Source organism: Aeromonas sp. ZOR0001, from assembly GCF_000801015.1.
Lineage (GTDB): Bacteria > Pseudomonadota > Gammaproteobacteria > Enterobacterales > Aeromonadaceae > Aeromonas > Aeromonas veronii.
The window spans coordinates 24,964-36,691 of the sequence record NZ_JRJY01000151.1 but is presented as its reverse complement, the minus strand read 5'-3'; the positions used below and the strand labels follow the sequence as shown (position 1 = coordinate 36,691).

Annotated in this window: 11 protein-coding genes and 3 pseudogenes; 6 read left to right on the top strand and 8 right to left on the bottom strand. The window is 47.2% G+C overall.

The genetic code is table 11. The features are described from left to right. From L972_RS21120 to L972_RS18590, 3 genes and pseudogenes are all read left to right on the top strand, one after another. A pseudogene (locus L972_RS21120) lies at positions 1–164 on the top strand (IS5/IS1182 family transposase); the annotation flags it as partial. A 720-nt stretch (positions 165–884) separates the two neighbouring features. Next, a pseudogene (locus L972_RS22180) lies at positions 885–1,007 on the top strand (Y-family DNA polymerase); the annotation flags it as partial. Positions 1,008–1,091: 84 nt separating this feature from the next. Further along, positions 1,092–1,838, top strand: coding sequence for a DinB/UmuC family translesion DNA polymerase (locus L972_RS18590; protein ID WP_113725460.1), 747 nt, complete (start codon positions 1,092–1,094; stop codon positions 1,836–1,838). A 108-nt stretch (positions 1,839–1,946) separates the two neighbouring features. Here the strand turns inward: L972_RS18590 and L972_RS18585 are convergent, their stop codons facing one another. Beyond that, a complete protein-coding gene (locus tag L972_RS18585) occupies positions 1,947–2,255 on the bottom strand; it encodes a helix-turn-helix domain-containing protein (RefSeq protein ID WP_047440196.1) in 309 nt (102 codons plus the stop codon). Positions 2,256–2,353: 98 nt separating this feature from the next. On the opposite strand from L972_RS18585, the gene L972_RS18580 reads away from it, so the two are divergent. After that, complete coding sequence (locus L972_RS18580; RefSeq protein WP_017780886.1) at positions 2,354–2,824, top strand: hypothetical protein; 471 nt, start codon at positions 2,354–2,356, stop codon at positions 2,822–2,824. A 209-nt stretch (positions 2,825–3,033) separates the two neighbouring features. Continuing rightward, a complete protein-coding gene (locus tag L972_RS18575) occupies positions 3,034–3,225 on the top strand; it encodes a hypothetical protein (RefSeq protein WP_017780887.1) in 192 nt (63 codons plus the stop codon). 331 nt (positions 3,226–3,556) lie between these two features. Here the strand turns inward: L972_RS18575 and tetR are convergent, their stop codons facing one another. Next, entirely contained in the window at positions 3,557–4,192 is a 636-nt protein-coding gene (gene tetR, locus L972_RS18570; protein WP_017780888.1) for a tetracycline resistance transcriptional repressor TetR, read from the bottom strand. 80 nt (positions 4,193–4,272) lie between these two features. Between tetR and tet(E) the strand changes: the two genes are divergently transcribed. After that, positions 4,273–5,490, top strand: a complete 1,218-nt coding sequence (gene tet(E) / locus L972_RS18565; protein WP_017780889.1) for a tetracycline efflux MFS transporter Tet(E) — start codon at positions 4,273–4,275, stop codon at positions 5,488–5,490. Between the two features lie 87 nt (positions 5,491–5,577). Here the strand turns inward: tet(E) and L972_RS18560 are convergent, their stop codons facing one another. The 6 genes and pseudogenes from L972_RS18560 to L972_RS18545 all read right to left on the bottom strand — a co-directional run bounded on the left by L972_RS18560 (position 5,578) and on the right by L972_RS18545 (position 11,724). Further along, the gene (locus tag L972_RS18560; RefSeq protein ID WP_017780890.1) at positions 5,578–6,246 is read right to left on the bottom strand and encodes a hypothetical protein; all 669 of its coding nucleotides are present in this window, start codon (positions 6,244–6,246) and stop codon (positions 5,578–5,580) included. 158 nt (positions 6,247–6,404) lie between these two features. After that, positions 6,405–6,566 (bottom strand): annotated as a pseudogene (locus L972_RS22055) (IS5/IS1182 family transposase); the annotation flags it as partial. A gap of 217 nt (positions 6,567–6,783) precedes the next feature. Continuing rightward, on the bottom strand, positions 6,784–8,946 hold the full coding sequence (locus tag L972_RS18555) for an AAA family ATPase (protein WP_025202554.1): 2,163 nt from the start codon (positions 8,944–8,946) through the stop codon (positions 6,784–6,786). Then, positions 8,943–9,380 carry a VPA1267 family protein gene (locus tag L972_RS18550; protein ID WP_025202555.1) on the bottom strand — a complete coding sequence of 146 codons (438 nt, stop codon included), beginning with the start codon at positions 9,378–9,380 and terminating at the stop codon, positions 8,943–8,945. Before L972_RS18550 ends, L972_RS18555 begins: the two co-directional genes overlap by 4 nt. Next, positions 9,380–9,859 (bottom strand): hypothetical protein, encoded by a 480-nt coding sequence (locus L972_RS21115; RefSeq protein ID WP_049866848.1) that lies wholly within the window; start codon positions 9,857–9,859, stop codon positions 9,380–9,382. Before L972_RS21115 ends, L972_RS18550 begins: the two co-directional genes overlap by 1 nt. Continuing rightward, complete coding sequence (locus L972_RS18545) at positions 9,847–11,724, bottom strand: integrase (RefSeq protein WP_047440187.1); 1,878 nt, start codon at positions 11,722–11,724, stop codon at positions 9,847–9,849. The genes L972_RS21115 and L972_RS18545 overlap by 13 nt, the downstream gene beginning before the upstream one ends. Between the last annotated feature and the right edge of the window lie 4 nt (positions 11,725–11,728).

Genomic DNA, 11,728 nt, shown 5'->3' with positions numbered 1-11,728 from the left:
GTCGCTCGCTGGCAGGGACGGCAATGTATCGGTTCAAGCAGTTGCTGGCGGGGAAAATCAGTCTACGTAACTACAACGGCCAAGTGGGAGAGGTAATGGCGTATGTCAGCGCCATAAACAAGCTGAATACTCTGGGCATGCCTGTCAGAGAGCCCCGAGTGTAACGGTCACTTGGGGCTGGGTAGTTGCTGCTTGATAGTTGATTTGGGAAACAGCGCCCATTGCTGCCCATCGTTCGATATGGATTAGGTGGTTTGCATTATTCTCCAGTGTTTTTTCCGCACCATACAGGTGTGTCAGTGTGAACTCACATAGCCTCGGGATGGGGAGTCCTCTCTGATCAACGATTAGATACTTACGTTCATTGTACTGCTTCATGTTGACGGTTCTGAGCTTCACTGCATCATTCCTTTACACTTTTAGACACCTATTCCTAATGTATACTCCGAGCTTTCAGAATGAGTAATCTTTACATGTTTAGAAATGAAAAAACCCCGAATAATCGGGGTCTCTAGGCATTTCACTTTACAATTTTCTTTACGTTTTGAAAAAAACCGTCCTAAAAGGGTAATACATGTAAAAAATCGCTGCTGAGTGAGTGACTGAGTGAGTGGCAATGAATTTTTTACTATATATTTCAATGCATAACACCTTTTCTTACACTTCTGGTTGCTCACCTTAAAATGACACTTTTTAAAGATATGTAAGAAAAGGTATGAAAATGCGTGTTCATACCTGTTTATTCTTACACTTTTTGGTTGTCCTCACCAGAACCCTCACCACATGAGCCTTACCAGCTCAAAAGAGAGAACCACGCACCGAGTTGCTGAGTGACCTTCTCGCAAAGCTGTTCGCACCCGTCCCGGTAAACAGACGAAGCTTTTGCTGAGCTGAGTGAGAGTTGGGCGGGTGACCTAGTGGCATATGGACGCCAGATCCGGGAGCGGGTACAGCAGTGGACAGGGCTGACGGTCGGTGTTGGTATCGGCCCCACTAAAACCCTAGCCAAACTCGCCAACTATGCCGCAAAAAAATGGCCCGCCACCGGAGGGGTGGTCGATCTGCGCGATGAAACACGCCGCGCCAAACTGATGGCGATCACCCCGGTAGACGAGGTCTGGGGAATTGGTCGCAAACTCACCACCAAGCTGTCAGCTCAGGGCATCAACACCGTGGCTGATCTGGTAGCGGCTGATGCTAAGAGTCTTCGGCACCGTTACGGGGTCGTTGTCGAGCGCACGGTGCAGGAGCTGTGCGGGATCCCCTGCGCCGAGCTGGAGCAACTGGCACAGGCCAAGCAACAGATAATTTGCAGCCGATCCTTTGGGGAGCGCATCACCGCCTTCGGCCCCATGCGGGAGGCTCTCGCTGGCTACATGGAGCGGGCAGCTGAGAAACTCAGGACAGAGGGCATGTGCTGCCGCCATGTCACAGTATTCATTCGTTCGAGCCCGTTTGCGGAGCGGGAAACACATTATGCCAACCAGATCTCCATGCTGTTGCCGATACCCACAGCCGACACCCGTGAGTTGCTAGCCCAGATCGAGCCGCTGCTGAGCAGGATCTGGTTGGATGATGTTCGCTATATGAAGGGCGGCGTCATGCTGGCGGACTTCTCCCCGAAAGGCATGCAGCAAGGGGGTCTATTCGGCAGCGAACAGCAGGATCCCCGTAGCGATGCACTCATGCAGGTGATCGATAGGATTAACCAGGGGCGGTTGGGAAAGGTCTACTTTGCATCCCGAGGCCGAGATACCAGCGAATGGATGATGAAACGCGAACAACTCAGCCCCCGCTATACCACCAGTATCAAAGGGATCCCGGTGGTGAAGGCATGAGCACAACCATGAAAGTTAACCTCCTCTCCTAGCTACAAACCACTATCAATGCGTTGCAAACTTCTGGTGGTCAATCCGCAACATGAGCAGGTATCTTACTTAGCGGTATCACCGTTTATTTTCACGTAGCTTAAAGAGAAGATCTAACTTTTCATCCTCATCAAGTTGCTCAAATAGACAAACCAATTCCGCACTAAGATCATCTTCGCAAAAAAAATAACTCAGCGGCTTTCCCAGTACATTGGCAAGTTTTCGCATTGTATCAATGTCTGGAACGTGGCGACCTCTCTCATAGTGATTCATGCGACCACTAGCAGAACTATCATCCATACCGGCCCTTACCCCAAGCTCCTTTTGGGATATACCTGCTTTTTTACGCGCCTGCTTGAGTCTCTCTGGGAATGGGTTTTTGTACAATGTTTGTTCATCACAAAGTTCTCATATGTATAGATTGTCTAAGTTTCACCTGTCTCTGTATACTTAGCAATCCTAAGTGTTGTGGTTGTGGAAATTTTATGCAGAATAAAAATGTTTACAAAATCAGTAACAAGTTTTATCAAGTTTTACTCAAAATGACTGGTCTAAAAATAAGCAGGAAAGAGCTGATACGATTGGCTATGGAGGTCAATGACTTGGCTGTGTATCAGGCATCAGGCTTGGTTGACCGCCATGTATATAGCTTGAAAAAACAGGATGCAGTGAAAGCTAATGGGCCAAAAAATAATCGGCATTATATTTTTTCAGATGATCTTCTGGGCAGTTTACAAGCATCAATCAAAGGCGATAATTATGATCTAGCAAGTGAGTTGAGGTCTCTGGAAGAAGAGCTTCTGTTGACTCGTTATGAGTTACAAGCCTACCGCGAGATACTTGAAAAACTACCTCAAGAGAAGCAAAAAATTACTTGTTTGCATAAAAATGCATCAGAAAAAATCTACCGGTTGAATGGGAAAATTAGAGCGGTAAGTCAATTGGTGATGATGTAATTAAAAGGTATAAATGAAAGAGGCGTTTTATCGAAAAGAAGCATACCTGAGTCGGCCATAGCGCAAGAAGCGATGCCGCCAACGGAAGGCGGTGGCCAATAGATACTGTGTTCCTAGGCGGCTTATTGATTTGAACAAATTATGTGCATTTTGTGCTGAGCTACTAATGAAAATACCTGCTGTTACGGCTCAACGATAAGGATGACCCGATGCAGAATCTTGTATTGAGGAAAGCAACGCATGAAGATATGGACGACATACTGCGTTTGCAAATTCCCGTGTTCAAGGGAGAGCAGGGGATCCCTGACGAATTGATCCCTATTCCAGCTGAAAAATCGCCACAATGGTGGTGTGCAATTATGAACTCCACAATTGTTGGTGCCGTTGCAGCCTGGAAATAATGCGATGAAACTCATTGGGGGCGATTTGCAACAATGCAAAATTTCAGAGGGTATCAAATAGGTTCTAGCTTGGCTCGGTTTTCACTGCACGAACTTTTCGCACAATCTGTAGATGAAATCCATATGGATGCAAGAGATATCATCGTTAAGACCTTAAACCGAATGGGTGGCTTAGTTGTGGGAGACTCAATGCCATTTTATCGAGGGACGGTGACACCCATGATATTAACCAGAAGTGGTTTAATATTTAATAGATAAAATACTGACGATACATGTATATATTTGAAAACACTATCCATAACTATAAATTAGAGTTGACACATAGATAGCATCATTTATTACCATCCTCAATGGGTGTATGCTTTTTTTCATCTAACTGTGCAGAAAATCCAAATATTAATGATTTCAGCCCGAAATGGAAGGCCATTTCAGCAGAGGTTCTCGCCTGAATATTAAATGCCTCTTGTAATAATGGTGGTGCAGCGTCTATCACATGATTATTTTCTATCTGGTTTGTTGCTTGCTCCTCTAATACTGCACCCAACGTAAAATGGCTGATAGATTGCAGAATGAAAAGAGCCTCCTCGACCGAAAACCCTGCATCGCATAGACAGCGTAGTTGCGCCTCTGCTTGTTCAAACTGGGGGGGCGTAGGAGAGGTCCCTATATGCAATCGGGCTCCATCACGATGGACCAGTAATGCTTTACGGAAACTCAGAGCATTTTCCTGGAGAAACTGCTGCCAACTCTCAGTCGGTAACGGTGCTGAACGGGTGTGATGCTTCGCCAGTATTGCCTCTGAAAGCATGTTCATAAGAGTCTGCTTGTTGCGCACGTGCCAATACAGAGTCGGTTGCTCAATTTTTAGGGACTGCGCCAGCTTACGCGTAGTCAAGCCCTCTAGCCCTTCGCTGTCCAGCAGGGTGAGCGCCATTGAAATTACGTCGTCCAAGCTTAGTCGTGCCATCACTATCTCCTTTTGCTGTTGACAATCTATCACTGATAGAGTTATTTTTCAAACCCTATCATCGATAGAGAACGTTAACTATGAACCGCACTGTGATGATGGCACTGGTCATCATTTTTTTAGATGCTATGGGGATTGGCATAATTATGCCTGTCTTGCCGGCGTTATTACGGGAGTTTGTTGGAAAGGCTAATGTTGCAGAGAACTACGGTGTTTTATTGGCGCTGTATGCAATGATGCAAGTGATTTTTGCCCCTCTTCTCGGCCGCTGGTCAGATCGCATAGGTCGTCGCCCTGTATTGTTACTTTCACTTTTAGGTGCAACACTGGACTACGCATTAATGGCAACAGCCAGCGTAGTGTGGGTGTTGTATTTGGGACGCTTAATTGCTGGTATTACCGGTGCGACTGGAGCTGTTGCAGCCTCAACAATTGCCGATGTCACACCTGAGGAATCCAGGACACATTGGTTTGGTATGATGGGTGCCTGTTTTGGTGGCGGTATGATTGCTGGACCAGTCATTGGTGGTTTTGCCGGTCAACTTTCGGTACAGGCACCGTTTATGTTCGCTGCTGCTATTAACGGGCTGGCATTTCTGGTCTCCCTATTCATTTTACATGAGACCCATAATGCTAATCAGGTTAGTGACGAGTTAAAGAATGAAACAATCAATGAAACCACATCCTCCATACGCGAGATGATCTCCCCATTATCGGGATTGTTAGTTGTCTTTTTCATCATTCAATTGATTGGCCAAATCCCCGCAACATTATGGGTTTTATTCGGAGAAGAGCGCTTCGCATGGGATGGCGTAATGGTCGGTGTTTCATTGGCTGTGTTCGGGCTGACACACGCACTGTTTCAAGGACTTGCTGCTGGTTTTATCGCTAAACATTTGGGAGAACGGAAAGCTATAGCGGTTGGCATTTTGGCTGACGGTTGTGGCCTATTTTTATTGGCGGTCATTACACAAAGCTGGATGGTTTGGCCGGTTTTGCTGTTACTAGCTTGTGGTGGCATCACACTTCCCGCCTTGCAGGGAATTATATCTGTTCGTGTCGGTCAGGTAGCACAGGGACAATTACAAGGGGTGCTGACCAGTTTGACCCACCTGACAGGTGTAATCGGTCCACTTGTTTTTGCATTTTTGTATAGTGCAACCCGCGAAACGTGGAATGGATGGGTATGGATAATTGGCTGCGGATTATATGTAGTTGCATTGATTATACTGAGGTTTTTCCATCCAGGTAGGGTAATCCACCCGATAAATAAGAGCGATGTACAGCAGAGAATTTGAGCAACAATGCTGTACAGCACCGTAAATTCTGGCGCCCTACTCGGTGGATAGAGGTGAGCTGGTAGGTGGGTCTGGGATTGCGATCCATTAATCATCCTTTGGCAGCAACCGAGATAGGCCCACTTGAGCCGGTAGTTCCCCGATGACCTCAATCTTCCAACCCGTCATATTGGCCCGACACATGTGATAATGGTGCGCGATGTTGGCCTGCGCTTGCAAGGCGTGACGGGCTTTATCTAGTGCCTCAGTTGCATTGATGCCAATGCGGTTTAGCAGGAGTTCAACGCGGGTCTCCAGTTGCCTGCGTTCATGGGGGGAGAGTACCCCGGCCATTACCTTTGGCGCTACGTAAAGGCGGGCGTCGTCTTGCGAAATAGTCTTCAAGACACCGCGAGCGTACTCATTGGCGAGAGTGACCTCCTGGGCCATGTATTTGTGCATGAGGTGACCCTCTTCGAGGCGCATGATCACCTCGTTGACGTTGTAGTGACTGTGTTCCTCCAGATAGTCACGGACAAGGAGCTTATGGGCCAGCGCGATGACATCAGCCCGCTCGATATCGTTAGTGAGCCGAAGGCGTAATTCGGTTGCGCTGGCTAATTTGCCCATCGCGGCAGAAAGCAGACGACCACGTTGCGCCTGACCGGGGGACTCATCGCGACCGATAACTCCGGTTGGCAGGAATTTATCGGCTATCTCGCGGCTGACGGTGACGCGAATGCGGCTATTTTCCACGGTGAGGGTTTGATGCTTCATGTTACTGCTCCTGAGTCTGTCCGATGCCCGCGCCCACGGGGCCATGCCTATCATAATTGCGAGAGGCCTTTCGTGGGTAATTACACTGACTTGACCACTTACTTTGCACCCAGCCTTTTTAGAGAAGGTTCTTATGGCTGGATTTGCATCAGTGGTTAGGGGTGACGGCCATTGCCGACCTTGGGATAGATGGGCGTAATGATGACCAGCATCCAGGGCCAGGGAAGCAGTTACTCTATTCAAGAGAGGAAAACTTCTTTACGGGTCTGGCGGCGTTTGCTGTTGAACTCGTAATCAGCGAAGGTCAATTGATGACTCACGTTGGAGTTCGTTCTTGGTACAAAAGAGACTCTGGTGGTACTATGTCAAGGCCTTGTAAGGTATTGATTTTTAAGGTTCTAGCCCTTCCGATCGCTCAGCTACGGGCACATCTTGCTACGCAAGAGCACGGAATAAGCCGTGGACAACGCTGCGCGTTGACGCACCGCTTATCTCCGCTTGTACCCGTAGTCGCTCCCCAAGGGAATCAATCTCCTCTCATTTCTTCAACAGATCACGCAGATAGCTGTTCCGGTTATGGGCATTGCTGGGCGCTTTGGTGATGGCTGCAAACTCAGCTGTGCTGCCCACGATATGGACCTCATGCTCGGCCCTGGTTATTGCGGTATAGAGCCAGGCCCTGTCAACGATCCTCCCCTTTTGCAGCGCGATGATGATGCGTGGGAACTGCGAACCCTGAGCTTTATGGAGTGTGATGCAGTAGCCCAGCCTCATACAGTCCAGCAGGGATTGGGTGACATACACGCTCTCGCCTGTGTCCAGTTCAACCACTCCGTAGTCATCTCCAGCCCCGACAGCGCGAGTTAGCGTTCCGAGCGAGCCATTTTGAATGCCTTTCTCGTAATTGTTCTGAGTGAAGAGGATCACATCTCCTTGGCGCAAATCGTTGCGGCGGTAGGTTTCGCCATACATCTCAAATATCATCCGAGCACCATCAGGGTTGACGGCCTCCTGAATAAGATTATTGATCTCCGCCACCATAGCGGTGGTCGCACCTACCACTCGGCTGTTCTCGGGGGATTGCTGATATAACTCGGCACAGACTTGGGCGATCCTCTCTTTGGATGTTTCGTGGAAATAGACGTTACCCATGCTCAAGTGCTCCGGTATGAGACCTTGATTGACCTGCATAGAGTATTCAGGAATGCCTGTGGCTCCCTTCTGGCGTTTAACGATGTCCAGGGTCACGTTCGCAATGGCCTGTGATGCAACGATATCGGCTAGCACCTTGCCACATCCTATCGGAGGTAGCTGGTTTGGGTCACCCGTGAATATGATCCGCACGGTGGGGTGCAGATGGTTGGTGAGCCGATACATGGTGGGCAGGTCGATCATGGATGCTTCATCGATTACCAGCAGATGGCTGGGAAACCCATCAGATGGTTCTATGGGCTCTTGCCGCAACAAGGCGGAAATGGTCATCGTCCTAAAGCCTATCGACTCGTATAGGCGCATTGCTGCGCGTCCAGAAAGGGCGACAGCATGCACCTCAAAGCCCATTTTGCCATAGGCCCGCAGTGCCGTTCTGAGCACTGTGGTTTTGCCAGTTCCTGCGCCCCCCGTGATGCAACTCACCGCATTGTTTAGCGCGGTGAGCACCGCTTCATTTTGCATCGCGGTCAATTCATAGGGCAGCTCATTAACCGCTGCGAGAAACGCAGCATTGGTGGACTCATCGTAACGATTTTGCTGTTTAGCAAGTTTCAACAGCCGCTTGGCAACAACAGTCTCCATCAGCAATTGTGCGGTAGGGTGATAGGTGCCTGCTTCATGGTTCAGCACATACTGGGCTTGGTGGTAACCAGCCTTGAATGCTTGTGCTGCCAACTCGCCGTCACCAAGCAATTTGGTCAGCAGGGGGCGAAGCCTGGCCTGCGTGGTGTAGGTGTGGCCTTTTTCCACTTCCGCGTGGATGGTGAACTCCAGGGCGGCACTCAGCCTCGTCGGATCTTTTAGTTCTACCTCAAACTTCGTTTGAGAAAGCGCATCCACGTCTTCAAACCCCATCCCGAAGCCGACCAGTAGGTAGGGATTCGCTTTGATTGCATCAACGGAGCTTTCGCCATGAAATTTCAAGATCCGCTGCTGAATGGGTGAGGGAATCCGACACTCTGCCATCCAATTGCAGTGGTTCAGATTTTTGTATTTTGCGTAGCCGTTGAACAGGGCATCAATAGATACATCACTCAGAATACCCTTGAGGCGCTCTCTGGACTCTGGTGTGTCGGTGCGCAGGGTGGCGTGAAATTGCTCACCGAGTAGTTGCCATAACGCCCTGGCTTTACCGAGGCCAATTCCCTTGAAATCAGGCTCCTTGGCAATGAACTGGATCAGCTGCTCACCTGTCTCCGGCAGGGTGCATATCACGTGCTCAGGTGATTCATAGGTATGTTGCTGCATCACAACATCACCAATCTCGACCCTCTCAATGAGAGGTTTGCCATGGACTGTCCATTGCTGGCCCTGTGACGGTTGTGCCGGAAGAGTGTCAGGCCGCGCTTTAATGGTCACATAGTATTTGCCATCCTTGATCTGGCTGGTCTCGTCATTAAGTGGTATTCCAGAGAAAATCACGTAGCTGGATGAGCTATATGGGATACTGGTAACACGAAATAGTTCGGAATGGAGAGATTGGTTCATCGTGGCAAGATCCCCATTTCGGCCAATGTCTCAGATAGCTCACCGAAGCGCTCCAGTCTGGCTTTTAGTTCCCTTAGCTGCGCTTTCAGTTCAATATTCTCCTGCTCCAATATTGATACACGTTTGGTATCAAGTAGGCGTCGATGAGTCGTAGGGTCGTATACCTTTGGATGAGCTACACTCGCTATGGCCTGAGCGGTGAGTGGCGGAAGCACCCCGTGTTCCCTAAGCTGGTCTTCCAATTTCTGCAATTGCCTACGAAGCTCAGGGTTCTGCACTAAGGCAGAGCGGCCACAGCCAATAGCTTTCGTGATTTCACTGCGGCTGAGGCTGCCCCTGTAACTTAATTGTCGATACGTCTCATCAGTCTGGGTTGCCATCCATAGTTCAAACGCCTGGACGGTTGCTTTGGCTTTTTCTGTACCACTCGCCATTATTGACCTCCTGTGCGGCGTTTAACTTCTATAAGCGGCTTTCCAAGCATATCCTGTAATTTTTTTAGCTCGGCACTATCTGTTGGAAAATTATCAATTGATGTCATTCTGACACCATGCATGTAAGCATTATATTGCCATACTATGAAACGCTGTTTGTATGCATCATTCAAACTATTTAATCTGGCTAATTCATTCTCTAAAAGAGCAACCTTTTTTATAAGATACTCAAGCGTTACATCACGCTCTTTGGTAGGCTCAGGTTGAGAAAAACGTTCTTTTAAAAATGTCTTTCTTCGCGAGTATGCATCTTGAATATCTTTGTAAGAGGATAATGATTGACGTTGGACGCCACCTTTAACATCAATCATTATGGCAACTTTTTGACAGAGCAAGTCCCAAGTTAACTTTCCTTCCCAAGTATTAATTAGACCTAGTATATTAGGCAGGTTTTTTTCTGTGATAACTATTTTAGGCATAACAAATCACCCATAATATTAAACGCTTTAGAATCGATAGAGTCAGGCGATTGAACTTCAATATTAAGCCCCTTCTCTAAAAGAACAACCTTGGCTGGCGAGGGATCATATACATCAGGAATACGAATGGGGGTGCCATCAAGAACATTTTCATCCTCTAATAGCCGGATCTTTGTTCTAATATGAGCAAGTCGCCAACCGTGTGAGCTAACCCAGCGGTCAGCACCAAAGGCCCCCATTTTATGGCTTTGCTGTGCTTTTTCGAGTTGAGCTGCCACTTGAACTTCTCGTACTTTCAACAGCTCCAATGAGCTACTGAAGCCTTTGATACAGACCAATTCTTTGCAGGTTTCACAGTCACCGTTTCGCTGACATGGAATCATGGCAAAATCATGTTCACACACGCCTAGCTCTGTTACTATCGCTGCACCAGTAAGGTTCTTTCCGATTTCCTCGAAACTAATTGGAAGGTTACATTTTATTTTTTCCAACGTGTTTGCATTTTCAGGGATAGTAATAACTGCAATTGCATTGGACTTTTCTTCTTCTGTGCGATGATCATAGCTGGCATTATCAGCAACTCTTGCTCTCCCTGCCCAGTTTGCAAGCGTCAACTCATCCATCCCACCCCGTTCAGCTTTGGTACTGAGCCAATGCCTAGCTTGATGGGATGTTATATCGGGTTGTGAGCCATCCTCTCGTAATATGTTATGTTTCTTCCAAAGGTGGACTCCTTTTCTGGCCTCAGACCTAGAAATCCTTGCATTAATTATGTTCACCGTAGGTAAAACAAACGAGTGTTGAATAACATCATGTTCCGCATGTAACTCACGGTCTCTATATAGTAACAAAGCCTCTGAGGCCTTAACTTTTTTTGCGTTATCAACAAAAGGCCAGTTAACCAATTTACTGATATACACCATACTCCCATTGTTATCTGGATGCGTTTCTGCATACATCGCAGCCTCCCGTGCAGGCATGCTAATTTTTTTCAATCGTTCGATAGCTTCCAAAGCTACATCTTGCATGACAGTAGGAACCCATTTAATCCCTTCGTTGCCATTTTTGGCAGGCACCCAACGTATTCCAAGTTTAAGTTCTCCGCTGCGATTCTCCTCCCATACAGTACAATCTATAGGCAATGAGAATAACTCAGAGCATCGGGATGGTGCTTGCATGAGCAATGCTATTGCAGAAGTAAAATATTCTGCTTCAATACCTAATGAAGGTGCGTCATGAAATAACTTAGCAAATAACATCATATCCTCTTCTGAGGGCAATTTATTTTTACGATGTTCTTTTCCATTCTCGTCAAGTTGAATAGTTAAATCTTTTACTTTTTGATATGGATTTGACCACCCAGGAAGACTCGGTGTTATAAAGTTGTCACGGCAGAAATTAAGAAGAAGCTCCATTTGATAGCCCGCTTTATTTCGACCTGCCAGATTTGATATGCGTCTATTAAAAATATCGCCTAGCCTTTCTAAAACTAGGCCATCGAGCATCAGAATATCTGCTTTATGTTTTGATAGAATCAATGCTTCTTCAAGTATTCGAATAGCTTCGAAATGTCTGTGAAGAGTTGTTATGGGTTTTAATGCGTAAATGTAGCGAATGTATGCTTTTGCAAAATCAATAAATGGTACACCTAGGGGAGAGAAACTATAGGAAGTTGATGGCTCTAAATTTGTGGAGAAACGGGCAACAACACGGCGAGTATTGTGAAAAGTGTGCCATAAATTATGATCCCAGCAATCTTCACCGAAAACAGTTAATTTGTTTTTGCTACTTTGAATGAATTTTTCTAGATTTGCTTCTGAATTCAGTTCTATCGCAGGCTTAAAATGGAAAATGTTACTGTCCACTGAC

Excerpts from the sequence above, each read along its gene's own strand:
- L972_RS18580 (WP_017780886.1), top strand. The coding sequence starts at position 2,354 with ATGCAGAATAAAAATGTTTACAAAATCAGTAACAAGTTTTATCAAGTT.
- L972_RS18555 (WP_025202554.1), bottom strand. The coding sequence starts at position 8,946 with ATGAACCAATCTCTCCATTCCGAACTATTTCGTGTTACCAGTATCCCA.
- tetR (WP_017780888.1), bottom strand. The coding sequence starts at position 4,192 with ATGGCACGACTAAGCTTGGACGACGTAATTTCAATGGCGCTCACCCTG.
- L972_RS18575 (WP_017780887.1), top strand. The coding sequence starts at position 3,034 with ATGCAGAATCTTGTATTGAGGAAAGCAACGCATGAAGATATGGACGAC.
- L972_RS18560 (WP_017780890.1), bottom strand. The coding sequence starts at position 6,246 with ATGAAGCATCAAACCCTCACCGTGGAAAATAGCCGCATTCGCGTCACC.
- L972_RS18550 (WP_025202555.1), bottom strand. The coding sequence starts at position 9,380 with ATGGCGAGTGGTACAGAAAAAGCCAAAGCAACCGTCCAGGCGTTTGAA.
- L972_RS18590 (WP_113725460.1), top strand. The coding sequence starts at position 1,092 with ATGGCGATCACCCCGGTAGACGAGGTCTGGGGAATTGGTCGCAAACTC.
- L972_RS21115 (WP_049866848.1), bottom strand. The coding sequence starts at position 9,859 with ATGCCTAAAATAGTTATCACAGAAAAAAACCTGCCTAATATACTAGGT.